We start from the raw sequence: 23600 nt of genomic DNA, 5'->3' as shown, positions 1-23600 counted from the left end.
GGGGGGCGGGAACAGCGCACAGCATACGGCGTGTTCCGGGAGGCGCAAATCGCAATCGCGGCCATACTGCTTGTGGCTCTTGCAGCGCTTCTCCCTGCTTTCCTGAAAAGCCTAATAACAAGAAGGGACCGACCCATGAAGTACGAACCTTTTGCCAAGACCCTGATCGCGACCTCCTTCACCCTGGCCTGTCTCACGGCCCATGCCGCTTCGGTGGCCCCGGTGGCGGCGGAGAACGGCATGGTGGTCACCGCCCAGCACCTGGCCACCCACGTGGGCGTCGATGTGCTGAAGAACGGCGGCAACGCGGTGGATGCGGCGGTCGCCGTCGGTTACGCGCTGGCGGTGGTCTACCCCGCGGCGGGCAACCTGGGCGGCGGCGGTTTCATGACCATTCAACTGGCGGACGGGCGCAAGACCTTCCTCGACTTCCGGGAAAAGGCTCCCCTGGCCGCCACCGCGAACATGTACCTGGACAAGGACGGCAACGTCATTCCGGACCTGAGCACCCGCGGCCATCTGGCGGTCGGCGTGCCGGGCACGGTGTCGGGCATGGAGCTGGCGCTGAAGAAGTACGGCACCAAGCCGCGCAATGAGATGATCGCCCCGGCCATCAAGCTGGCCGAAGACGGGTTCGTGCTGGAGCAGGGCGACGTCGATCTGCTGGAGTACGCCACCGACGTGTTCAAGAAGGACATGCGCGACTCCGGCTCGATCTTCCTCAGCAACGGCGAGCCGATGCAGGTGGGGCAGAAGCTGGTGCAGAAGGATCTGGGCAAGACCCTGCGCACCATTTCCGAAAAAGGCGCGGACGGTTTCTACAAGGGCTGGGTGGCCGACGCCATCGTCACCTCAAGCCAGGCCAACAAGGGCATCATCACCCAGGCCGACCTGGACAAGTACAAGACCCGCGAACTGGCGCCGGTGGAGTGCGACTACCGCGGCTACCACGTGATCTCGGCGCCACCGCCCAGCTCCGGCGGCGTGGTGATCTGCCAGATCATGAACATTCTCGAAGGCTATCCGATGAAGGACCTGGGCTTCCATTCCGCCCAGGGCATGCACTACCAGATCGAAGCCATGCGCCACGCCTACGTGGACCGCAACAGCTACCTGGGCGACCCGGACTTCGTGAAGAACCCCATCGAGCACCTGCTGGACAAAAACTACGCGACCAAGCTGCGCGAGGCCATCGCGCCGCAGAAGGCTGGCGTCTCCGCCGAACTCAAGCCGGGCGTCGCGCCCCATGAGGGCAGCAACACCACCCACTACTCGATCGTCGACAAGTGGGGCAACGCCGTGTCGGTGACCTACACCCTCAACGACTGGTTCGGCGCCGGCGTGATGGCCAGCAAGACCGGGGTGATCCTCAACGATGAGATGGACGACTTCACCTCCAAGGTCGGCGTGCCGAACATGTACGGCCTGGTGCAGGGCGAGGCCAACGCCATCGCGCCCGGCAAGGCGCCGCTGTCGTCGATGAGCCCGACCATCGTCACCAAGGACGGCAAGGTGGTGATGGTGGTCGGCACGCCGGGCGGCAGCCGGATCATCACCGCGACCCTGCTGACCATGCTCAACGTCATCGACTACGGCATGGGCCTGCAGGAAGCGGTCGATGCGCCGCGCTTCCATCAGCAGTGGATGCCGGAGCAGACCAACCTCGAAGACTTCGCCGCCAGCCCCGACACCAGGAAGATCCTCGAAAGCTGGGGCCACAAGTTCGCCGGCCCGCAAGATGCCAACCATATCGCGGCGATCCTTGTCGGCGCGCCGTCCCTGGGCGGCAAACCGGTGGGCAAGAACCGCTTCTACGGCGCCAACGACCCGCGGCGCAACACCGGGTTGTCATTGGGTTACTGACGCGCGTAAAAAAGAGGGGCGGGCGTTTGTCCGCCCCTGTCTCACGGATCGATCAAGGAAGGCCTGCCATGTCCACCGCATTGTTGATCATCGACGTCCAACGCGCCCTGTGCTCGGGCCAATACGCGTGCTACGACATCCCCCGCGTCATCGACACCCTCAACCGCCTCAGCGCACGCGCCCGCCAGGCCGGCGTGCCGGTGGTGTTCATCCAGCACGAAGAAGAGGGCGACCTGCTGGCCCACGGCAGCGACGGCTGGCAACTGGCGGACGGCCTGGAGACCGCGCCGGGCGACCTGTACGTGCGCAAGACCGCCCCGGACTCGTTCTGCCAGACTACGCTGCAGAAGCTGATCCCCAAGGAAGACTTCGACCGGTTGGTGATCGGCGGCCTGCAGACCGATTACTGCGTCAACGCCACCGTGCGCCAGGCGCATCAACTGGGCTATGACGTGGTGCTGGCGGCCGACGCCCACTCCACCGTGGACAACGGCAGCATGAGCGCCGAAGACATCATCGCCGAGCACAACAAGGATCTGGCTCATCTGAGCAGCTCGGTGGCGCGGATCGACGTCACGCCGGCGGCTCAGATCACCTTCTGACCCGCCGAGCAGCCTTCCCTGTAGGCGCGAGCCTGCTCGCGAGGCGTCGTGTCGTTCGCCTCGGACATTGAGGGGGATGACGCTTTGGCGAGCAGGCTCGCTCCTGCAGGCGGTGAAAACTCCGGGCATCGACCGGTCGCTCCCGGCATACTGCCGGCGCCTCAGGAATGGAATCTGTCGATGCCCGCGTTCAATGCCCGTCATGCCTGGCTGCTGGCCAGCCTCGTAATCGCCCCGATGTCCCACGCCGCCGGTTTCGACTGCGCCAAGGCGTCCGGCCCGGTCGAGAAAACCCTTTGCGCCGATCCGTACACCTCCGCCCTCGATGAGAAGCTGAGCGCGGTTTGGCGCACCACGCTGGCGGAGGTCGCCGACCCGAAGGCACTCAAGGCGGATCAGCGGGCGTGGCTGAAGAACCGCGACGTCTGCGGCGAAACGTTGGGTTGCCTGCGCCGCCTGTACCTCATGCGCCTCACCGAACTTGAATACGCCGCAAAGCCGTTCAGCTGGAACGCGATGTGGCAGCGGATTCCCGAAGGCGTGGCCTCGGGTGCAGAGCTGAACACGTCCCTACGGGACGATTCGCACGTGTCCTTCGCCGTGGAGGCCACCGCCGGCGCCAACGAAGGCAGCCTGGAGGGAACCGCCACACGCCGCGCCTCGGGGGCGGACTACGCCGAGGGCGAGTGCGCGTTGAGCTTCACGGCGATCAACGGCGTGCTGAACGTCGCGCAACAGGGTGACGACGCTGACTGCGGGGCAGGAATGGGAGTGTTCTATGCCGGGCGTTATGTCGCTTCGCCAACGCCCTTGAAGCTGGACTACGATCTGCTGGCGCTGAGCCTGGTGCGCACGCAACAGGAAGACGACACACTGCGCACGCTGCTCAAGGGCGACTACCCGGCACTGGTGCAAAGCGCGGGGACGATGACGATCGGCGATCCGTCCGCCGACGTGCCGGGCAGCGAGGTCGATGAGCTGTGGGTGCGCGGTTTGGGCAACTTCAACGCTGCCATCGTGATGAGCGCCGCCGGCAACCGCTTCTGGATCGCGCTGCTGGTGCCCGATGCCCAGGGCGAGTCCCGCGCCCGCTACTACACCAACGTCCCCGACTGGAAGGATCGCCTGCCCGCTGCCGTGCACGCCTGGTACGAGCGCATGCAGGGCGGCAGAACCCTGCCGCTGGAGCGCATGCCGTAACGCTAGCCTGTCGCCGCCACCTCAGGTCGCGAACATCAACCGGTGCACAGGGGCCGCCGGCTCCCGCACCACGCCGCCCAGCACCAGCCGCGTGACGGTGTCCGCCGCCGCGGCGTAGTCCTCGTCCTGCGGCACTTCGCGCCCGGTGATGCACCCCATCTGCCAGCCGATGTTGGTGTAGGTGCGGGTCGCCGACCAGATGAACAGCATCAGGTGCTCGGGATCCACCGGGGCCAGCAGGCCGCGGTCGATCCAACTGCGCAGGCACTCGACGTTGCGCCTCGCTTCGGCGTGCAGCAGGTCGCGGCACTCGGGCGGCAACTGCGGGCCGCCGAGCAGCAGTTCGCCGCTGAACACCCGGGCGATGGCCGGGTGCTCGCGGGCGATGCGGATCCGCGCCGCCACGTACGCCCGCAGGCCGATCAGCGGGTCGTCGCTCTCGCGCAGCGCCGCCGAGGCGTCCAGCAGCGGTTCGACGAAACCCAGCAGCACCTTGGCGTAGAGGTTTTCCTTGGTCTGGAAGTAGTAATACAGGTTGGCCTTGGGCACGCCGGCACGGGCGGCGATGTCGCGGGTCTGGGTGGCGTCGAAACCCTTGGCGGCGAATTCCTCGCTGGCGGCGGCGAGGATCAGTTGCTCGTTGCGTTGACGGATGCTGCTCATGGAAGGCACGGCGGAGTCTGGCGGTTTCGGGTTCGCAATATACAAAACTATATAGCGATGAAGCCAGCAGACTCGGCAGACAACGCTATGCTGTGCCGATCCAATCGATCCCGGAAAAAACCACATGACCCTTCGCACCTTGCGCGCCGATGCCTCTCACCTCGATGCGGTGGCCGCGTTGTTCGACGCCTACCGCGGCTTCTACGGCCAGCCGTCGGATCTGGCGCAGTCGCGGGCGTTCATCGCCGAGCGCCTGGCCGCCGGCGAATCGGCGATCTTCATCGCGCAGGACGCCGACGGCCAGGCGCTGGGCTTTGTGCAGCTGTACCCGTCGTTCTCATCCATCGACGCCCATCGCACCTGGCTGCTCAGCGACCTGTTCACCACTCCGGCCGCCCGTGGCCGTGGGGCAGGAAGGCTGCTGATGAACACGGCGCGGGACTTTGCTGTGCAGAGCGGGGCCAAGGGCCTGGTGCTGGAAACCGCCACCGACAACTTCACCGCCCAAGGCCTGTACGAGTCGCTGGGCTGGGTGCGCGACACCGGGTACTTCACCTACACCCTCGATCTGCGCAAGGGCTGAGCCGGTCACTCGGCCAGCAGCCGCTCGATCTGCGCCAGCTCCCAGGTGCTCAGCAGGCTGACCGGGTCGGTGCCGAAGCGTTGCGAGGTGTCGAGCCGCCAGGCCCGGCCATCGGGGCTGCGGCATTCGAGGCAATGCAGCAGGCGCGGCCCGTCGAGGTCGAGCGCCAACCGCCAGCCGTCGATATCGACCGTGACCCGCGCCGATCCGCACGGCTCAGCGGTGCGGCGCAACGGACACACGCCCAGCGCGGCATCGCGCAGGCGCTGGCAGACTTCCCGGGCGTTCAACGGGGTGGGCATGACGGGCTCTCGGTCGACGGAACAGGCGCGCCAGCTTAGAGCGCCCGACGGCGGTTGTCAGCGTCCGCTGGTTTGCCTGCGGGCACTTGCGTAACATCCGTAGCCCTGTTTTTCCGTCGACCCCGTATCAGGTAAGCCATGAAACCGAAACGTCTGCGCGCCGATGTCCTGGCCGGACTCACCACCTCGTTCGCCCTGTTGCCCGAATGCATCGCGTTTGCGCTGGTGGCCCACCTCAATCCGCTGATGGGCCTGTACGGCGCGTTCATCATCTGCACGCTGACCGCGCTGTTCGGCGGCCGGCCGGGCATGGTGTCCGGGGCGGCCGGCTCGATGGCGGTGGTGATCGTCGCGCTGGTGGTGCAGCACGGCGTGCAGTACCTGCTGGCCACCGTGCTGCTCGGCGGTCTGGTGATGATGGCGTTCGGGCTGTTGCGCCTGGGCAAACTGGTGCGGATGGTGCCGCACCCGGTGATGCTCGGCTTCGTCAACGGCCTGGCGATCATCATCGCATTGGCGCAGTTGGAGCATTTCAAGGACGGCGAACACTGGCTCAGCGGCGCGCCGCTGTACCTGATGGCTGGGCTTGTGGGGCTGACGATGGCCATCGTCTACCTCCTGCCGCGCCTGACCCGCTCGGTGCCGCCGGCACTGGTGGCGATCCTCGGCGTGGGCGCACTGGTGTACCTGCTGGCCCTGCCGACCCGTACCCTCGGCGACATGGCGCACATCGCCGGCGGCCTGCCGGCCCTGGCGCTGCCGGACATCCCGTGGAACCTGGAGACCCTGCGCATCATCGCGCCGTACGCGGTGCTGATGGCGCTGGTCGGCCTGCTGGAAACCCTGCTGACCCTGAACCTCACCGACGAAATCACCGAGACCCGTGGCTACCCGGACCGCGAATGCGTGGCGCTGGGGGCGGCGAACATGGTGTCGGGTGCGTTCGGCGGCATGGGCGGCTGCGCCATGATCGGCCAGACCGTGATCAACCTCAGTTCCGGCGGGCGCGGGCGGGTATCCGGCGTGGTGGCCGGGGTGGCGATCCTGCTGTTCATCCTGTTCCTGTCACCGATGATCGAGCGCATTCCGCTGGCGGCGCTGGTGGGGGTGATGTTCGTGGTGTCGCAGCAGACGTTTGCCTGGGCCTCCTTGCGGGTGGTGAACAAGGTGCCGCTCAACGATGTGCTGGTGATCATGGCGGTGACGGTCATCACCGTGTTCACGGACCTGGCCACCGCGGTGATGTGCGGCATCGTCATCGCCGCGCTCAACTTCGCCTGGCAGCAGGCCCGCGAACTGTACGCCGATGCGCATCTGGAGGCCGACGGCAGCAAGCTCTACCGGCTGCACGGCACGCTGTTCTTTGCCTCGACCACGCCGTTCCTCAACCAGTTCGACCCGGCCGGCGATCCGGCGCGGGTGACCCTGGATTGCCGCCACCTGAGCTTTGTCGACTACTCGGCCATCGCCGCGCTGAAGACCCTGCGCGAGCGGTACGCCAAGGCCGGCAAGCAGTTGCAGGTGTTCCACCTGTCCGAGCGCTGCAAGAAACTGCTCAAGCGCGCCGGGGTGGAGCACGCTTGAGCAAGTGGGAGAGGGTGTCACTGCCGGCATCTTGGGTCGCTTGCAGGCCGCTATCGCCAGCAGGCTGGCTCCCACAGGATCGATGTTGGCCTGTCATTTCTGAGGATGCCGCTGAACCCTGTGGGAGCTGCGGTGCGACGACTCGACTTGCCAGCGATGGGATCGGCACAGGCAATATCTTGGGTGGCTGATAGACCGCTATCGCTGGCAAGCCAGCTCCCACAGGGCTTTGTGGTGTGCCTGGATCCTGCTAACACCCGGGATACCTGTGGGATTGCCTGCAAGCGATGGGGCCAGCACGGGCAACATCTTTAGCTGACAGACCGCTATCGCCAGCAAGCTGGCTCCCACAGGATCGATGGTGGCCGGTCATTTGTGCGGACACCGCTGAACCCTGTGGGAGCCGGCAGGTTTCAGATGGCGGGGAAGTCGATGTCGGTCAGCGCCACGTTGTTGAGGTAGTTGGTCAGGGTCTGCACGGCGACGAGTGCGACCGTTTCGATGATCTGCTTGTCGTCGATGCCGGCGGCGCGGGCGGCGGCGATCTGTTCGTCGCTCAACTGGCCGCGGGTCTCGGTCAGTTGGCGGGCGAGGGCGGCGAAGGCGTTCAGCCGGCCGTGGCGCGCCTGGGCGATGTCCTCGGCCGACAGCCCGGCCTTGCTGGCGAACAGCGTATGGGCGCTCAGGCAGTAGTCGCAGCCGTTGACCTGCGAGGTGGCCAGGTACACCGCTTCTTTCTCCTTGGCGCTGAGCGAGGTCTTGCCCAGGATGGCGGAGGCTTGCAGGTAGGTGTCCAGTGCCACGGGCGCCTTGGCCAGGGTCGTGAACACATTGGGCAGGAAGCCGATTTTCTTCTGCACGCCTTCCAGCACGGTGCGGGTGGCGTCGGCGGCGGTGTCGAGGCTGATCGGGGTGATGCGGCTCATGATGAATCTCCGAATGTCCGGTGCGGAGTGCACCGGGGATGGAGCTCATGTTAGGGAGCGCGGCTGGTGCTTTGGGTGCAAATCGTCGAGGATATGCGGCAGATCGTCCAAACCCGTCGCCGAGGATGCCGTCATGGATCGCCTCTCCACCTTGCTCACCCACTTCGGCGTCAATGCCGGCACGTTCCACAGCGGCGCGTTCTGCGGCGTCAGCGCCTACGGCGGCGAACAGGCGTGCGGCCATGTGCACCTGCTGCAGGCCGGCGAGGTGCTGCTCAAGCCCGGCAACGACCCTGAGCTGACGCTCAACGAACCAACCCTGATTTTCTTCCCCCGGCCCTTGGCCCACCGACTGTTCGCCGACGAATCGATGGGCACGCAACTGGTGTGCGCCTCGCTGACGTTCGACGGCGGTTCAGGCAACGCGCTGGCGTCGGCCTTGCCTGACTACTTGGTGCTGAAGCTCACCGACATCCCGGAGCTGGGCAGCACGCTGGCGTGGCTGTTCAAGGAAGCCTTCGACGGGCACTGCGGGCGCGAAGCGGTGATGGACCGGTTGTTCGAGCTGCTGGTGATCCTGCTGCTGCGCCACCTCATCAGCCGGCGCGACCAGCAGCCGGGCATGATGGCCGGGCTGGCCGATCCGAGGCTGTCGCGGGCGTTGGGGCTGATGCACGACGAGCCCGCCCGGGCCTGGAGCGTGGCCGAGCTGGCGGCGGCCGCCAACCAGTCCCGCGCCGGGTTCGCCGAGCACTTTCGCCGGGTGGTCGGGCAGACGCCGCTGGACTATCTCTTGAGCTGGCGGATCAGCCTGGCGCAGAAGCGTCTGCGCGAGGGCCGGCCGATTGCGCTGATCGCCGAAGAGGTCGGCTACGAGAGCCCGTCGGCGCTGGCCCGGGCGTTCCGGCGCAAGACCGGGCTAAGCCCGAGGCAATGGAAGGCCGACGCCCGCTGAGGGCTAGCGGGCGAACTTCTTCGCCCCGGCCACGCACAGGATCACCCCCAGCGTCACGGCCAGCATGCCCAGGCTGACCTGTTCATGCACCAGCGTCGCGGCCAGCGCCAGGCCGAAGAACGGAGGCAGCAGCTGCAGTTGCCCGACGGCGGCGATCCCGCCCTGGGCCAGCCCGCGATACCAGAACACAAAACCGATCAACATGCTGAACAGCGACACGTAGGCCAGGCACGTCCAGGCCGTGACGCTGATGCCGGAGAACGAGGCAGGCATCCGCCACAGGCTCAAGCCCGCCATCGCCGGCAGCGCCAGCACCAGCGCCCAACAGATCACTTGCCAACCGCCGAGGGTGCGCGACAGTTTCGCGCCTTCGGCGTAACCCAACCCGCAGGCCAGGATGGCCGCCAGCATCAGCAGGTCGCCGGTGGGCGAGGCGCTCAATCCCTGTGCCAGCGCGAAACCGACCACCAGCGCACTGCCCAGCAACGAGAAGATCCAGAACACCGGGCGCGGCCGCTCGCCGCCGCGCAGCACGCCGAACACCGCCGTGGCCAGCGGCAGCAAGCCGACAAACACGATCGAATGGGCCGACGTCACGTATTGCAGGGCGAGCGCCGTGAGCAGCGGAAACCCGAGCACCACGCCCAGCGCCACGATCACCAGCGGCCACCACTGGTCGCGCGCCGGGCGCCGCTCGCGGAACAGCCACAGCAGGCACAGCCCGAGCAGGCCGGCGAGCGTGGCGCGGGCCACGGTGAGGAACACCGGGTCGAATTCCAGCACCGCCAGCCGGGTGGCCGGCAATGAGCCGCTGAAGATCACCACGCCAATGAATCCGTTGATCCAGCCGCTGGTCTTCTCCAGGGCGGGGTGGGGCAGGTTCGACGTTCGTTCCATACAGGGTCGCACTCAAGGTTGGGGGTTGCCTGGGGCGAATCCTATGGCTGAGAATCAAGACAATCAAAGAATTGTCATGGATACGCCCGCATGCCCCGTTCCCGCTACAAGTCCCTGGTCGACCTCTACGCGGCCGACATCCGCGCGGGGCGTCTGGCGCCCGGCACCCGCCTGCCCACCCACCGACAACTGGCCGCCCGCGAAGGGCTGGCGCTGGTCACCGCCTCGCGGGTGTACGCCGAACTCGAGGCCATGGGGCTGGTGAGCGGCGAGACCGGGCGCGGCACGTTCGTGCGCGAAACCTCGCTGTCGCCGGGGCAAGGCATCGACCAGAAAGACGTCGCCGTCGGCATGATCGATCTCAATTTCAACTATCCGTCGCTGCCCGGTCAGGACGACCTGTTGCGCACCGCGTTGCGGCAACTGGCATTGTCCGGCGACCTGGAGGCGCTGCTGCGCTATCAGCCCCACGCCGGACGCCAGCACGAACGGGCCTCGGTCGCCCGTCACCTGCGCAGCCGCGGATTGGCGGTCGAGGCCGGCCAGGTGCTGATCGTCAACGGCGCGCAGCAGGGGCTGGCGGTGACGTTGATGGCATTGCTCAAGCCCGGCGATGTCATCGCCGCCGATGCCTTGACCTATTCCGGCTTCAAGGTGCTGGCTGAGGCGCTGCACCTGGAGGTGGTGGCGATCCCGGTCACCGCCCAGGGGCCGGACCTGGCGGCGCTGGATGCCCTCTGCCGCAGCCGTCCGGTGCGCGCCGTGTACTGCATGCCGACTTTGCACAATCCGTTGGGTTGGGTGCTGCCTCAGGGGCCGCGCGAGCAATTGGCGGCGATTGCCCGCCGGCATGACCTGACCCTCATCGAAGACGCGGCCTACGCCTTTCTGGCCGACAGCCCGCCGCCCCCGCTGGCGGTGCTGGCGCCGGAGCGCACGGTGTACGTCTCAGGCCTGTCCAAGAACATCGCCACCGGCCTGCGCGTCGGCTACATCGTCGCACCGCCGGCGACGGTGCCGGCGCTGGAGCGCATCATCCGCGCCACCACCTGGAACACCCCCGGTGTGATGACCGCCATCGCCTGCGGCTGGCTGGATGACGGCACGGTCGAGCGGCTGGAGGAGGAAAAGCGCCAAGACGCCCGGGCCCGTCAGGCGCTGGCGGTGAAGGTGCTCGAAGGGCTGCCGGTGGTGGGCCATCCTTCGTCGTATTTTCTCTGGCTGCCGCTGCCGGAAGACGCCCGGGCCGATCAGGTGGTGGCTGAGCTGATGCGCGGGCAGGTGTCGGTCACCACGGCGGAACCGTTCACCGTGTCGGCCCATGTGCCGCACGCGATCCGGCTGGCCCTGGGGTCGGTGGGCATGGACGTTTTGCGCCAGGCCTTGATCAAGGTCAGGCGGGTGGTGGGCGCTTATCTGTAATGTCCTCGGCGGCTTGAAGCTTGCGGCTTACGCAATCTGCTACCCTTGCGCCGCCCGTCTGGCCTGTCTGGAACCCCGATGAAAAACGCTGCCCTGCTGACCCTCGCCCTGATCCTCAACACAGCCCTTTTGAGCCTTCCGGCCCGCGCCGCCGGCGACGCTGAGGCTGGCGGCAAGCTCTTCCCGCGCCTGTGCGGCGGTTGTCATCAGGTGGGCGAATCCGCCCGTCCCGGGTTCGGCCCGCAGCTCAACGGCATCATCGGCCGGGCGGCGGGGACGTCGGCCAACTATGTGTATTCCGAGGCCATGAAAGGCTCGGGCATCACCTGGGACCGCGAGACGCTGACGGCGTACCTCAAGGACCCGAAAGGCGTGGTGCCGGGCACGCGGATGATCTTCTGGGGGCTCAGCGACGAAGAGAAGATCGACAACCTGCTGGCGTATCTCCAGACCTTTCAGGCCGAATGACTCATGCGTCCGGGCCGTTGCGGATCCATCCCGTTTGCGCCTGCCCGGCGAACCATTGCTTTACCGCGGCGCAGTCGGGATGCGCGGCCGCTGAAGGCTGCAGGCACAAGGTGTAGGTGCCGCCTGTCTTGAGCGGTTGGCCGAACGGCACCGTCAGCACGCCCCGTTCGATGGACTCGGCCGCCAGGGTCATGTCCGTCACCGCGACCCCCAGGCCCCGCGCCGCCGCATCCAGCGCCAATTCATCCAGGTTGAACGGTATGTGCCGGTAGTCCTCCAGCGGCCTGCCGCCGTTCATCGCCAGCCATTCGATCCACGCTTGCCGGTCCGCCGAGCGGTGCAGCAGGGCAAAGTCCGGCAGTGCTTCGACCGACCGTGGGGCGTGCGGCAGATCCGGTGCGCAAACGGGCACCAGCGCCTCCTCGAACAACGTCAGGCAATCGGCGTCGCTGGACGCAGTCGGCAGGTAAAGGATGTAGGCGTCACTGTCGCTGGCCGGTTCGACGACTTCGGTGGCGACGGTCTCGATCGCCAGCGACACCAGGGGATGGCGCAGGTAGAAGTCGCTGAGCCGGGGCAGCAGCCAGCGCACCGCCAGCGACACGTGCATGCGGATCCTGAACGGGCGCCGCTGCGGGGCCAGGCGCTCTGCAAGGCTGCTGAGTTGGTCGAGGATGCTGTGGGCGCTGGCCAGCACCTGCTCGCCTTCCGGGGTCAGGAGCAGGCTGCGGCTGGTGCGCAGGAACAGGGCGACGTTGAAATGGCTTTCCAGTTGCTGGATCTGCCGGCTGACGGCGCTTTGGGTCAGGCACAGCCGCTGCGCGGCGCGGGTGAAGCTGCCGCAGGCGGCGACTTCCACCAAGGCCTGCATGGCTTGCAGCGACGGGACATGGCGGATTTTATCCATGCGTTTTCGGTATGCCTCGATGATTTTATAGCGTTGGTTCGGCCAGCGAAGACCTTATAGATTCTAGTCGTCAGGCTGAGCTTGCTTCGGATGGCATGCGATTCACGCATGGCTGGCCGCAAGAGGCAAGGCGCGCAACGACCGTCGAACGAGGTGAGGCATGGAAAACGTATGTGGCTGGATTGCGCAAGCGGGGGATACGCCGCAGCGCAGCCGCCTGGAGGGGGCGCAAAAGGCCGACTGGCTGGTGATCGGCGCCGGCATCACCGGCCTCAGCGCGGCGCTGACGCTCGCCGAACTGCACCCTCAGGCGCGCATCGCGGTGGTGGACCGCCAGCGGGCGGCCCAAGGAGCTTCGGCGCGCAATTCGGGTTTCGTCGTGGCCCATGAACACCCGGCCGGCGACGAACTGATCGGTGCGCAGGGCTTCGCCGGGTTCGAGACCGACACGATGATTGCCCGGGCGGCCAACGAAGAAGTCCGTCAGCGCATTGCCCGGCATGCCATCGAATGCGACTGGCGCGACAGCGGCTATTTCTTTGCGGTCAGCGACCCGGCCAAGCTCAGCCAGGTGGACGCCAAGCTGGCCACGCTGCGGGCGCTGGGTGCCCGTGCGGAGCTGCTGCAAGGGCAAGCGCTGCAACAACGGCTCGGCACGCCGCACTACCGGGCGGCGATCTGGTGCGGCAACGGCAACGCCTTGCTGCAGCCGGCCAAGTATGTGAAGGGTTTGCTCGATGCGGTGCCGGACAACGTCACGGTGTTCGAGAGCAGCGACATCACGGGCCTTGAGCGACTCGGCCACGGCCGTCTGCGCGCCAACGGGCCCGGGGGCAGCGTGGAAGCCGCTCGGGTGCTGGTGTGCCTCAACGCCTTCGTGCCCCGGGTGGGCATCGACGACAGCGCCACGTTCCCGATGGAACTGAGCGCCAGTCTCACCCGGCCGCTCACCGACCAGGAGTATCGGGCCATCGGTGCGGTCGAGCCCTGGGGCGTGCTTTCGACCCGCCCCCTGGGCGCCACGGTGCGGCTGACGCCGGACCGGCGGGTAATGATCCGCAACACCGCCGAATACCGCACGCGGGATCTGTCGGACCGCGAGCTCGCCGAGCGCCGGCGTCACCATGTCCGTGGGCTGCAGCGGCGTTTCCCGTTTCTCGGCGAGCAGGACATCCGTTACACCTGGACCGGTCACCTGAGTGCGACCCGCAGCGGGCAGGCCTATTTCGAGCGGGTGCAGGAGGGCGTGTTCGCCGTGGCCGGTTGCAACGGCTCGGGGGTGGCGCGGGGCACCCTGTGGGGACGGTTGCTGGCGGAGTTGGCATCGGGCGTCGATTCGCCGCTGCTGCGCACGGTGATGCAGCGGGCGCAACCCGGCTGGCTGCCGCCGCGTCCGTTCTTCGACATCGGCGCAAGGCTGCGCATGCGCATGGAGGCGGTCAGGGCCCGGACAGAAATCTGAAGTTGCGCACCTCAAACAAAAACAACCGCTCCACGACACAGGTGATCCACCATGCGCGTCCATGCACTTTCCCTGGCGATCCTGCTGGCGGCCGGCTCGTCCGCCGCCCTCGCCGATGAAACCGTCAACATCTCCAACTGGAACGGCTACATCGCCGACGACACGTTGCCCGACTTCACCCGGCTCACCGGCATCAAGGCGACCTACGACATCCACGACAGCAACGAGGTGCTGGAGTCCAAGCTGATGACCGGCAACACCGGGTACGACGTGGTCAGCCCGTCGAACCATTTCCTGTCGCGCCTGATCAAGGCCGGCGCGATTCAGAAACTCGACAAGTCGCAGCTGCCGAACTGGAAGAACCTCGACCCGGTGCTGATGAAGAAGCTTGAGGTCAACGACCCCGGCAACCAGTACGGCTATCCGTACATGTGGGGCACGGCGGGCATCGGCTACAACGTCGAGAAGATCAAGGCGATCTTCGGCAGCACCGACGTGACCCGTTCATGGAAGCTGTTCTTCGACGAGGACAACATCCGGAAGCTGAGCCAATGCGGCGTGGCGATCATCGACAACCCACCCAGGTCTTGCCGGTCACCCTCAACTACCTGGGCCTGCCGCCCCACAGCCACGAACCGGCGGACTACAAGCAGGCCGAGCGGCTGTTGCTGAAGATCCGCCCGTATGTGCAGTACTTCCATGCCTCCAAGTACATCAGCGACCTGGCCAACGGCAACGTCTGCGCGGTGATCGGCTTCAACGGCGATGTGGTCCAGGCCGCCGCCAGCGCCCGGGATGCGAAAAACGGCATCGACATCGCGTACTCGATTCCCGAAGAGGGCTCGACCCTGTGGTTCGACATGGTGGTCATGCCCAAGAACGCCCCGCACGCCCGCAACGGCTACACGTACATGAACTACCTGCTGGAGCCCAAAGTGATCGCCAACATCAGCAACAGCATCCACTACGCCAACCCCAACGCCGCCGCAGACGCTCTGGTGACGTCGGCGGTGAGGCAAGACCTGGCGATCTACCCGCCCAGGGAGGTGATGGACAAGCTGTTCACCGTGGAAGAGTTGCCGGCGGCGATCGCCCGGTTGACGACGCGGCTGTGGACCCGGCTGAAAACCAACACCTGAGTGCCCGGGCCTTCATCCTTGCCGGTTCATCTCGCTGAAGGACGCCTGGCACACCACCCGGTTCCGGCCTTCGGCCTTGGCCCGATACAGTTGCCGGTCGGCCCGGGTGACCAGTGCGGCGGGGGCATTGTCGGCCGGGTCGGCCAGGCCGACGCCGATGCTTACGGTGATCTGGCCGACCACCGGGAAGTGTGCGTCGGCGACGGCGGCGCGAATCTTCTCGGCGACGATGTCCGGGGTGTCCGGCTGGGCGATCTCCGGCAGCAGCACGGCGAATTCCTCGCCGCCGTAGCGGGCCACGAAGTCGGTGGCGCGGGTGTTGGCCTGGATGAGCTGCGCCAGTTGCCGCAGCACGTCGTCGCCCACCGCGTGGCCGTGGGTGTCGTTGGTGCGCTTGAAGTGATCGGCGTCGATCAGCAGCAAGGCGAACGGGCGGCCGGTGCGGCGGAACAGCAGGCTGTATTCGGTGAGTTTCTCGTCGAAGCGGCGACGGTTGTGGACGCCGGTCAAGGCATCGTGGGTCGCCAGCGTCAGCAGTTCGGCGTTGGCCTGGACGAGGGCGGCGGTGCGCAGGGCGACCGTGGCTTCCAGCGAGGCGTTGGCCTGTTGCAGTTCGCGTTCCTTGCCGAGCAGGGAGCGAGTCATGGCGTCGATGGACTGGCCGAGCTGGGCGATCTCCTGCACCGGGTGCTGCAGTGCGAAGCGCACGCCGGATTCGTGGTTCTGCACCTGCCGGGCCGAGCGCGCCAGGTGTTCGATCGGACGGCTCAGGTACAGCGCCAGGTAGTGGCCGACCAGCGCGAACCCGACGGCGGCGAGGCCGCCCAGCAACAGCAGTTTGTAGAACAGCGAACGCGCCGGCTGCAGGGCGGTGTCCAGCGGCTGGCGCACGGCGATCGACCAGGACAGCGCCGTGCTGGCGGGGGTCGGCACCGTGACCTGGGCGGTCAGGTAACCGTTGGCGGCGATCCAGCCGGGCGAGGCGGGGTCGGTGGGCGCCAATTGCTGGCCGACCAGCGCTTCGGGGTACAGCACTTTGCCGTCGTGGTCGATGATCAGCGCTTCGATGTCCGGTGCGGCGTCCTTGTGCGAGACCGCCGAATCGACGATCCGCGTCACCCAGCTCCAGTGGGCGTGGGCGCCGAGCACGCCGATCACCCGGCCTTCGGCATTGTGGATCGGCGCGGCGAAGTCGATGAAGCGCAGCGGCTCGCCGTTCGGCAGGCCCGGCAGCAGTTTGGCCAGCAGCACGGCCTCGTGCGGGTCGCCGGTGTACTCACCGCGCAGGCCGGCCTGGAACCACGGCCGCTGCTGCACCGACTGGCCCACCAGCAGCCCGTTGACGGCCTGGTGCACCCGGCCTTCGGCGTCGGCCACGCCCATCCACGCGTATTCGGCGCGGGCTTCGCTGCGCAGTTTCATCGAGGTCAGGATGGCCGGATTGTCCAGGTCGCCGCGCTCCAGGTGCGGCGCCCGGCTGAGCAAGTAGACCTCCAGTTGCCGTTCGCGCAACTGCTGGCCCAGCAGCGCCGCCGCCGAGTGCGCGTTGCTCAGCAAGGCGTTGCCGCTGGCCTGCTTCATTTGTTCGGTGGCGATGTGGCCGATGTAGAAACCGACGCTCAGCAGCGTCAGGAGAGAAAGACCGGCAAACCAGAGAGTCAGGTGGCTTCGCAGACTGGCTTTGAGCATGGGCGGTGTCTGTTCTTATTGGAGTGGCGCCATGGTAGGCGCATTCGCGCTCGGGCTGCCAGTGAGTGCGGGACGAGAAAACCGCCAAGTTTGATATCAATGAGCTATCGCGTCCGGTAAAGTGTGCGCCGCCCGAGAGATGGATCCCGGGCGTTCACCTTATGGAGTCACGCAGTGAAGTACCTCAGCAAAGTCGTCGCCGCCGCACTGTTCGGTGCGGTTCTGGCAGGTTGCACCGGCACCCCGATGAACACCCAGCATTACGACAGCAGCCAATACACCGTGATTGGCCACAGCGAAGCCAGCGCCACCGGCATGCTGCTGTTCGGCTGCATCCCGATCCGTCAGAACAGCCGTTTCGTCCGCGCCCAGAGCGCCGCGATCCAGGCCCGCGGCGGCGATGCCATGATCAACACCCAGGTCCAGGAAAACTGGTTCTGGGCCTGGGTCCTCACCGGCTACACCACCAAGGTGTCCGGCGACGTGATCAAGCTGAAAACCGCGCAGTAAGCGACGGCGAAGGCGAAAAAAAACCGGCTGATCAGGCCGGTTTTTTTATGGGTGATGCAGTTGTAGGGATTAGGCGACGCGGCGCTCCAGCAGGCGGTCGGAACCACCTTCGGCGACGCGGCGTTCCATCAAGCGGTCCGAGCCACCTTCGGCGACGCGGCGCTCCAGCAGACGATCCGAGCCACCTTCGGCGACGCGGCGCTCCAGCAGACGGTCCGAACCACCTTCGGCGACGCGGCGTTCCAGCAGACGCTCCGAACCACCTTCAGCCACTCGACGCTCCATCAGACGGTCCGAACCGCCTTCGGCCAAACGGCTTTCGATCAGTTTGTCCGAGCCGCCTTCGGCGATCATCGTGTGGGCGGAAGGGGCTGCAAAAGCGTTCAGCGCAAGTACCGAGAAAGCGATGCCGAGGATGGTTTGGCGTTTCATGATCGTGTGCTCCAGGGTGTTGTCGGTGGGTATGGAGCCGATGTTACGCCCGGGATTTTTTAAGAGAACTTCATTGCGCTGATGGTGACTATCGATGCCGCCGATGAGGGCCGCAATCAAGGTCAGCCATCCGGATCAAGGTCTCGCGGGGCGAACGCACAACTCGCCCGTGGCGCGGATCAGGGCCAGTTCATGCAGGGCGTCCTGAGCCAGCCCCTTACGCGCCCCGGCCAGCCACGCCGTGCAGTCCGGATCCTGGCGATAGGGCGCGAAGGCGGCCCATTGCTGCAGCAGCCGGGTCTGCAGTTCATCGAGGCGGGGCCTGATCTGCTTGCCCAGATCCGGGCGCGGCGTGTCCGGCGCGGCGCCGGCCGCCTGCCACTGTGACAGGAGGCCGTACTGCACCAGTTTGTTGGCTTCCATCTGGGCGGCGATCAATTGCGCGACGTCTTCCGGGTCGAGCTTTTGCTCGGCGGCCAGGGTCCGGGCGTTGGCGATCACCTGGGCTTCCCGGGCACTGTCCTGGATCGGCTTGCCGCTGTCCCATTTGGTCAGCGCCACCAGGTCGCCGATGTTCAGGCGTTCGTTGAGGGTCGTCAGCAAGGGTTTCAAGGACTCGGGAGATGGAGCAGCCTGGGCGGTGAGGGTGATCGTCGCAAGCAATGCGCACGTCATCAAACGCAGGGAGTGGGGCACGTCGGCAACCTCTATGAAGGGGCGTGTTGTTTACCACAACGGCGCGGCGGAACCCACCGATGGGTCACACCGGAGCATTTGCGGCAGAGGCCCGAAATGTTCATTGCGCCTTTGCGGCAACTCGCTGAAGCTATCGGTCATCAGCCCCGACCGCCGAGACGGATCTCTACCCCATGCAAAACCCTGCCGCCCAACGCCCCCTCTGGCAAACCTACTTTCTGTTCCTGGCGCCGATGGTGCTGTCGAACTTCCTGCAATCGATGTCCGGCACGGTCAACAGTATCTACATCGGCCAGATGCTCGGCACCCAGGCGTTGGCGGCGGTGTCGGGAATGTTCCCGATCATCTTTTTCTTCATTGCGCTGGTCATCGGCCTGGGTGCCGGGGCGGGCGTGCTGATCGGCCAGGCCTGGGGCGCGCGGGAGGCGCACATGGTCAAGGCGATCTCCGGCGCAACGTTGCTGTTGGGGGTGCTGATCGGTCTGGCGGCAGCGGTGCTGGGCAGCGTGTTTGCGCGGCCGGCGTTGCAGGGCCTGGGCACGCCGGCGGATGTGCTGGACGACGCGGTGGCCTATGCCCACGTGATGATGTGGATCTTGCCGTCGATGCTGGTGTTCGTGCTGTTCACCCAGTTGCTGCGCGGGGTGAGCGACACGCTGTCGCCGCTGCTGGCGCTGATGGTCTCGACCGGCGTCGGCCTGGCGCTGACGCCGGCCTTGATCCGCGGCTGGCTGGGGTTGCCGCAGATGGGCATCCAGAGCGCGGCGTACGCAGGGCTGGCGGGCAACCTGGCGGCGATGGGCTGGCTGGCGTGGCGGCTGATCCGCAAGGGGCACCCGCTGGCGCCGGACCGGGAGTTCTTCGCGGCGCTGCGCCTGGACGGGGCGATCCTGGGCAAGGTGTTGCGCATCGGCCTGCCGACCGGGGTGCAGATGATCGTGCTGTCGCTGTCGGAGCTGGTGATCCTGGCGCTGGTGAACCAGCACGGCTCCCAGGCGACGGCGGCCTATGGCGCGGTCACGCAGATCGTCAACTACGTGCAGTTCCCGGCGCTGTCGATCGCCATCACCGCGTCGATCCTCGGCGCCCAAGCCATCGGCGCCGGCCGGCTCGAACGGCTGGGACCGATCCTGCGCACGGGGCTCTGGATCAACGTGGGCCTGACCGGCGGCCTGATCGTGCTGGGCTACCTGGCGTCGCATTGGCTGTTGGGGCTATTCCTGACCGAGGACGCGACCCGGGCGATGGCCGAGCACCTGCTGCACATCATGCTGTGGAGCCTGCTGGTGTTCGGCTTCCAGGCGATCATCGGCGGGATCATGCGCGCCAGCGGCACGGTGCTGGTGCCGGTGGGGGTGGCGATCTTGTGTGTGGTCGGCGTGCAATTGCCGGCCGCCTACTGGCTGGACGGGCACTACGGCCTCCAGGGCGTGTGGATGGCGTTTCCGCTGGCTTACCTGGGGATGCTGGTGCTGCAGACGCTGTATTACAGAATGGTCTGGCAGCATCAGAAGATCGAACGGCTGGTGTAATCCCCTGAGGCGAGGGAGCAAGCTTCCTCGCCTCAGGGATGGCCGCTTGCCGGTCAGGCGTTGCCGGCCCATAGCGCAGGACGGCGACCCTGCCACGGCAGGGCCTGTTCCAGTTGCACCGCCAGGCGCAGCAGCACGTCATCGGCGCCGAAGCGGGCGGCCAGTTGCAGGCCGATCGGCAGGCCGTTGCGGGAGATGCCCAACGGCAACGAAACCGCCGGGGTTCCCGCCACGTTGAACACCGGCGTGAACGGCGAATGCTCGAACACCCGTGCCGTCCATTGCCGGCCGTCCAGCCGCTCGGCGCCGTGGTTGTAGGCGCCGAGGGCTTGCGGCAATTGCGGCAGGGTCGGGGTCAGCAGCACATCGATCGTCCCGAACCACGCGGCGACCTGCCGGGCAATGCTGTTGCGCAACTCCAGCGCCGCCGCAAAGTCCGTGCCCCGGGATTGCTGGCCGAAGGCGTAGCAGGCGAGGGTGGCCGGCTCCAGGGTGCTGCGGTCGATGGGGCGGCGGGCGGCACCGGCGAGGTGGTCGATCCAGCGCACCAGGCTCGCGCACCAGATGTGCGCGTTGGCGTTGACGAAGGCGTCCCACGAGACGCCGAGCGGCGCTTGCACGGTCTCGACCCGGTGGCCGAGCGCTTCGAGTTCGCGGGCGGTGCCGGACAGCGCCTCCTTGATCTCTGGGTCGACGGCGGCGCCGTTCCACGGCGTGTCGAGCACGCCGATGCGCAAACGGCCCGGATCGCGGCCGACCTGGGCCAGAAAGCCCTCGGCCGGCGCGGCGGTGTGGTACGGGTCGCCCGGCGCACAGCCCTGCACCACGTCCATCAACGCTGCGCTGTCACGCACCGAACGCGACAGGCCCAACTGCACGCCGAGGCCGGCGAACACTTCGTCCATCACCGGCCCGTGGGAACTGCGGCCCCGGGTCGGTTTGAGCCCCACCAGGCCGTTGAACGCCGCCGGCACCCGGATCGAGCCCGCCGCATCGGTGGCGTGGGCGATGGGCACGATGCCGGCGGCGACGGCCGCCCCGGCGCCGCCGCTGGATCCGCCGGCGGAGCGTTGCGCATCCCACGGGTTGCGCGTCGGGCCTTGCAGGGTGGAATCGGTTTCGGTGCTGAACGCCATTTCCGGCGTGGTGGTGCGGCCCAGCGTGAGCAGGCCGGCGGCGTTGAAGCGTTGCATCAGGTGGGAGTCGTTCGGTGCCACGAGCCCTTGGGCGAGGCGGCTGCCCAATTCATTGCGGCGGCCGGCGGCGGTGATGGCCAGATCCTTGATCAGGAACGGCACGCCGGCCAACGGGCCGCTGCCGGGCGTCACGGTGGGCGCCCAGTGTTCGATCACCGCATTGAGCGACGGGTTGACCCGTTGCACGGCTTCGCTGGCCAATGCGGCCAACGTCTGGGGGGTGACGTCACCGGCGGCGACCAACCGCGCCAGGCCGATGCCGTCGTGGGCGGCGTATTCTTCGAGCTTCATCAGGGGCACTCCAGTAAGGGGAGGCTTGATCCTAAGTCGCGCCAGCGGCGGTGATTAGCCCATAATCCCGGCATGCAATGTGCCGCAAACGGCACAGTCCGCCGTCGGGAAGGTGTACGGATGAAACGCGATTTGAATGACACGCTGGTGTTCGTGCAGGTGGTGCGCCTGGGCAGCTTCACGGCGGCGGCCCATGCCTTGCAGATTCCCAAGACCACGGTCAGCCGGCGGGTGCGGGAACTGGAGCAGGCCATCGGCGCACAGCTGCTGCGCCGCACCACGCGCCAGCTGAGCCTGACCGAGGCCGGCGCCGTGTACTACGAGCGATGCCAGTCCGTCGCCGACACCCTGGAGCAGGCCGAACACGCCGTGCAGCAATTGCGCGAAGGGCCCCGCGGCTGGCTGCGGGTGACGGTGCCGTTCTCGTTCGGCGTCAGTTGGTTCGCGCCGATGCTGGCCGGGTTTCGCCAGCGCTATCCGCAGGTGCGCCTGGAGATCCTGGCGTCCCATGTGCCGCTGGATCTGGTGGGCGAGAAGATCGACCTGGCGCTGCGCCTCGGCGCGCTGCCGGATTCGAGCCTGATCGCCCGGCGGCTGGCGAGCTTTCCCACGGGCCTGTTCGCCGCGCCGGCGTACCTTGAGCGCGAGGGGCATCCCGCAGGTCCCGAAGAACTGATGCGGCACCGGACGCTGACCTTGCACCAGGCCCGGCGCGATGTCGGTTATGTCTGGCCGTTGCGCCGGGCCGGCGGGCGGCTCAAGGATTACCGCGTCGACCCGCAGATCCTGGCCAACGACCCTGCGCTGCTGCGCGACGCCTTGCTGGCCGGCGAGGGGCTGACGCTGGCGATGGAGCAGAGCCTGGACGAGGATGTGCGGGCCGGGCGGCTGGTGCGGGTGCTGCCCGAGTGGATCGGACCGCCCCAAGACCTGAACGCGGTGACCGCCCGCGAGCATGTGCCGTCGCCGAAGGTCACCGCGCTGATCGCTTACTTGAAGGCGCACATGGCCGGCGAGGTGGCATGAGCGGCGGATGTTTGCTTAAGTCAATCGAGGTGCCCGAGAGCGGAGAGTCCCATGTCGATCCGATGGCTGTTGGCGGCAATGTCGTGTCTGGGCGCAGTGTCCGCCGCGTCGGCGGCCGAGTACGAGCGGGTCAATACGGCAGCCAGCCAGATCAGTTTCACCTACAGCCAGATGGGCTCGCGGATGTACGGTACGTTCGGCCGGTTCGACGCCACCCTGGCGTTCGACACCGACCGCCTCGCCGACGCCCGCACCACGCTGCGCATCGACCTCACCAGCATTGACGCCGGCAGCGAGGACGCCAACACCGAACTGGTGAAGCCGGCCTGGTTCGACACCGTGAAATACCCGGTGGCGGTGTTTGAGTCGACCCGCTTCGATCCGGCCGGCGCCGACCGCTACCGGGTCACCGGCCGGCTCACCCTCAAAGGCATTTCCCGCGAGGTGCAGGTGCCGGTGCACCTGAAGCCGGGCGACGGCATCGGCATCTTCGACGGTGCGCTGACGCTCAAGCGCGACGACTTCGGCCTCGGTGCGGGGGAATGGGCGGACACCGTGGTGTCGAAGGACATCGACATCAAGTTCAAGGTGGTGGCGCCGCAGCAGTGACGGGCCTCAGTAGGCCCGCCAATGCCCCGGCACCCAGCGCCATTGGTTGCCGCCCCAGCGGTAATGGCCCTGTACCCAGTGATAGCCCGGCGCAGGCATGACCGGCACCACTTCCACCGGCGGGGGTGGCCGGTGCGGCCGGGCCGGGGCGACGACGCAGCCGGACAGGGTGATCGCCGCCAGCGCCGCGGCGATCAGGGTTTTGACGGATCGCGACATGACGGTGTTCCTGAAGAGGGGCGTTTGCGGTCGGTTCACGGTCAGCGCACCCAATGGCCTTCGACCCAGTACCAGTTAGGTCCGCGCGCCTGCCAGTGCCCCGGTTTCCAGCGGGCACCATGGCGCACCACCGGCTGCCAGTGACCGGGCACCCAGGCGTAGCCGCGTCCTTCCCAGCGCCAGTGGCCTTGGTCCCAGGCGTAGCCGGGGCGAGCGCCGGGCATCGGTTCCACGCGCATCGGCGGCGGTGCTTCCCGGATGATGACTTCGGGTTGGGCGAACGCCGGCGTGCCGGCCAACGCCGCGAACGTCAACGGCACCAGCAGCAGGGCTTTGCGCCAATGGGACAACGAACGGACAACGTTCATGACAACTCCTCAAGGCCTGCCTCGGAAAGTGAGCGCAGTTGAAGAATTGGACGCCGAAT

At 67.0% G+C, this 23600-nt stretch carries 24 protein-coding genes and 1 pseudogene; 14 read left to right on the top strand and 11 right to left on the bottom strand.

The genetic code is table 11. From position 1 onward, the window contains the following. The first annotated feature begins 135 nt into the window (after positions 1 to 135). The 3 genes from ggt (at position 136) to CAG33_RS07695 (ending at position 3665) form a co-directional block, all read left to right on the top strand. Positions 136 to 1863, top strand: coding sequence for a gamma-glutamyltransferase (ggt, locus tag CAG33_RS07705; RefSeq protein WP_085579867.1), 1728 nt, complete (start codon positions 136 to 138; stop codon positions 1861 to 1863). Between the two features lie 68 nt (positions 1864 to 1931). Then, the gene (locus CAG33_RS07700; RefSeq protein ID WP_085579869.1) at positions 1932 to 2465 is read left to right on the top strand and encodes a cysteine hydrolase family protein; all 534 of its coding nucleotides are present in this window, start codon (positions 1932 to 1934) and stop codon (positions 2463 to 2465) included. A 180-nt stretch (positions 2466 to 2645) separates the two neighbouring features. Beyond that, positions 2646 to 3665 (top strand): lysozyme inhibitor LprI family protein, encoded by a 1020-nt coding sequence (locus tag CAG33_RS07695; RefSeq protein ID WP_085637632.1) that lies wholly within the window; start codon positions 2646 to 2648, stop codon positions 3663 to 3665. 21 nt (positions 3666 to 3686) lie between these two features. Here the strand turns inward: CAG33_RS07695 and CAG33_RS07690 are convergent, their stop codons facing one another. Beyond that, a complete protein-coding gene (locus CAG33_RS07690) occupies positions 3687 to 4328 on the bottom strand; it encodes a TetR/AcrR family transcriptional regulator (protein WP_085579873.1) in 642 nt (213 codons plus the stop codon). A gap of 124 nt (positions 4329 to 4452) precedes the next feature. Between CAG33_RS07690 and CAG33_RS07685 the strand changes: the two genes are divergently transcribed. Then, positions 4453 to 4911, top strand: a complete 459-nt coding sequence (locus tag CAG33_RS07685) for a GNAT family N-acetyltransferase (protein WP_085630518.1) — start codon at positions 4453 to 4455, stop codon at positions 4909 to 4911. Positions 4912 to 4916: 5 nt separating this feature from the next. On the opposite strand, the gene CAG33_RS07680 is transcribed toward CAG33_RS07685, so the two are convergent. After that, positions 4917 to 5213 carry a hypothetical protein gene (locus CAG33_RS07680; RefSeq protein ID WP_085630516.1) on the bottom strand — a complete coding sequence of 99 codons (297 nt, stop codon included), beginning with the start codon at positions 5211 to 5213 and terminating at the stop codon, positions 4917 to 4919. A gap of 138 nt (positions 5214 to 5351) precedes the next feature. Here CAG33_RS07680 and CAG33_RS07675 point away from each other — a divergent pair, with 138 nt between their 5' ends. Continuing rightward, a complete protein-coding gene (locus CAG33_RS07675; RefSeq protein WP_085637629.1) occupies positions 5352 to 6797 on the top strand; it encodes a SulP family inorganic anion transporter in 1446 nt (481 codons plus the stop codon). A gap of 413 nt (positions 6798 to 7210) precedes the next feature. Here CAG33_RS07675 and CAG33_RS07670 read toward each other — a convergent pair whose 3' ends face one another. Further along, positions 7211 to 7723 carry a carboxymuconolactone decarboxylase family protein gene (locus tag CAG33_RS07670; protein ID WP_085579881.1) on the bottom strand — a complete coding sequence of 171 codons (513 nt, stop codon included), beginning with the start codon at positions 7721 to 7723 and terminating at the stop codon, positions 7211 to 7213. A gap of 133 nt (positions 7724 to 7856) precedes the next feature. On the opposite strand from CAG33_RS07670, the gene CAG33_RS07665 reads away from it, so the two are divergent. Beyond that, positions 7857 to 8678 carry an AraC family transcriptional regulator gene (locus tag CAG33_RS07665; protein ID WP_085579883.1) on the top strand — a complete coding sequence of 274 codons (822 nt, stop codon included), beginning with the start codon at positions 7857 to 7859 and terminating at the stop codon, positions 8676 to 8678. Between the two features lie 3 nt (positions 8679 to 8681). Here CAG33_RS07665 and CAG33_RS07660 read toward each other — a convergent pair whose 3' ends face one another. After that, positions 8682 to 9575, bottom strand: a complete 894-nt coding sequence (locus tag CAG33_RS07660; RefSeq protein WP_085637626.1) for a DMT family transporter — start codon at positions 9573 to 9575, stop codon at positions 8682 to 8684. Between the two features lie 90 nt (positions 9576 to 9665). Here CAG33_RS07660 and CAG33_RS07655 point away from each other — a divergent pair, with 90 nt between their 5' ends. Next, positions 9666 to 10997: a PLP-dependent aminotransferase family protein gene (locus CAG33_RS07655; RefSeq protein ID WP_085579887.1), complete on the top strand. Its 1332-nt coding sequence runs from the start codon at positions 9666 to 9668 to the stop codon at positions 10995 to 10997. Positions 10998 to 11075: 78 nt separating this feature from the next. Then, complete coding sequence (locus CAG33_RS07650) at positions 11076 to 11465, top strand: cytochrome c family protein (protein ID WP_085579889.1); 390 nt, start codon at positions 11076 to 11078, stop codon at positions 11463 to 11465. A gap of 1 nt (position 11466) precedes the next feature. Here the strand turns inward: CAG33_RS07650 and CAG33_RS07645 are convergent, their stop codons facing one another. Continuing rightward, positions 11467 to 12372, bottom strand: a complete 906-nt coding sequence (locus tag CAG33_RS07645; protein ID WP_085637623.1) for a LysR substrate-binding domain-containing protein — start codon at positions 12370 to 12372, stop codon at positions 11467 to 11469. 160 nt (positions 12373 to 12532) lie between these two features. On the opposite strand from CAG33_RS07645, the gene CAG33_RS07640 reads away from it, so the two are divergent. Continuing rightward, positions 12533 to 13834: an FAD-binding oxidoreductase gene (locus CAG33_RS07640; RefSeq protein WP_085630510.1), complete on the top strand. Its 1302-nt coding sequence runs from the start codon at positions 12533 to 12535 to the stop codon at positions 13832 to 13834. Between the two features lie 51 nt (positions 13835 to 13885). Continuing rightward, a pseudogene (locus tag CAG33_RS07635) lies at positions 13886 to 14973 on the top strand (polyamine ABC transporter substrate-binding protein). 12 nt (positions 14974 to 14985) lie between these two features. Here CAG33_RS07635 and CAG33_RS07630 read toward each other — a convergent pair. Next, entirely contained in the window at positions 14986 to 16662 is a 1677-nt protein-coding gene (locus tag CAG33_RS07630) for a diguanylate cyclase (protein WP_085637619.1), read from the bottom strand. Positions 16663 to 16836: 174 nt separating this feature from the next. Here CAG33_RS07630 and CAG33_RS07625 point away from each other — a divergent pair, with 174 nt between their 5' ends. Further along, a complete protein-coding gene (locus CAG33_RS07625; protein ID WP_085579899.1) occupies positions 16837 to 17172 on the top strand; it encodes a hypothetical protein in 336 nt (111 codons plus the stop codon). Positions 17173 to 17241: 69 nt separating this feature from the next. Here CAG33_RS07625 and CAG33_RS07620 read toward each other — a convergent pair whose 3' ends face one another. Both CAG33_RS07620 and CAG33_RS07615 read right to left on the bottom strand, forming a co-directional pair. After that, positions 17242 to 17604, bottom strand: a complete 363-nt coding sequence (locus tag CAG33_RS07620; protein ID WP_085637617.1) for a hypothetical protein — start codon at positions 17602 to 17604, stop codon at positions 17242 to 17244. 135 nt (positions 17605 to 17739) lie between these two features. Then, a complete protein-coding gene (locus CAG33_RS07615) occupies positions 17740 to 18300 on the bottom strand; it encodes a chorismate mutase (RefSeq protein ID WP_085637614.1) in 561 nt (186 codons plus the stop codon). Positions 18301 to 18473: 173 nt separating this feature from the next. Here CAG33_RS07615 and CAG33_RS07610 point away from each other — a divergent pair, with 173 nt between their 5' ends. Beyond that, positions 18474 to 19832: an MATE family efflux transporter gene (locus CAG33_RS07610; protein WP_085579905.1), complete on the top strand. Its 1359-nt coding sequence runs from the start codon at positions 18474 to 18476 to the stop codon at positions 19830 to 19832. A 53-nt stretch (positions 19833 to 19885) separates the two neighbouring features. Here CAG33_RS07610 and CAG33_RS07605 read toward each other — a convergent pair whose 3' ends face one another. After that, positions 19886 to 21319, bottom strand: coding sequence for an amidase (locus CAG33_RS07605; protein ID WP_085637611.1), 1434 nt, complete (start codon positions 21317 to 21319; stop codon positions 19886 to 19888). A 120-nt stretch (positions 21320 to 21439) separates the two neighbouring features. Between CAG33_RS07605 and CAG33_RS07600 the strand changes: the two genes are divergently transcribed. After that, entirely contained in the window at positions 21440 to 22345 is a 906-nt protein-coding gene (locus CAG33_RS07600; protein WP_085630500.1) for a LysR family transcriptional regulator, read from the top strand. A 51-nt stretch (positions 22346 to 22396) separates the two neighbouring features. Next, entirely contained in the window at positions 22397 to 22954 is a 558-nt protein-coding gene (locus CAG33_RS07595) for a YceI family protein (RefSeq protein ID WP_085579911.1), read from the top strand. 6 nt (positions 22955 to 22960) lie between these two features. Here the strand turns inward: CAG33_RS07595 and CAG33_RS07590 are convergent, their stop codons facing one another. Further along, complete coding sequence (locus CAG33_RS07590; RefSeq protein WP_085637608.1) at positions 22961 to 23173, bottom strand: YXWGXW repeat-containing protein; 213 nt, start codon at positions 23171 to 23173, stop codon at positions 22961 to 22963. Positions 23174 to 23214: 41 nt separating this feature from the next. After that, complete coding sequence (locus CAG33_RS07585; RefSeq protein ID WP_085637605.1) at positions 23215 to 23541, bottom strand: YXWGXW repeat-containing protein; 327 nt, start codon at positions 23539 to 23541, stop codon at positions 23215 to 23217. Positions 23542 to 23600 lie beyond the last annotated feature (59 nt).

Source organism: Pseudomonas sp. B3(2017), from assembly GCF_002113595.1.
GTDB classification, from domain to species: domain Bacteria; phylum Pseudomonadota; class Gammaproteobacteria; order Pseudomonadales; family Pseudomonadaceae; genus Aquipseudomonas; species Aquipseudomonas ekonensis.
Note: the sequence above shows the minus strand (reverse complement) of the source record. Positions and strands in the feature narration are given on the sequence as shown.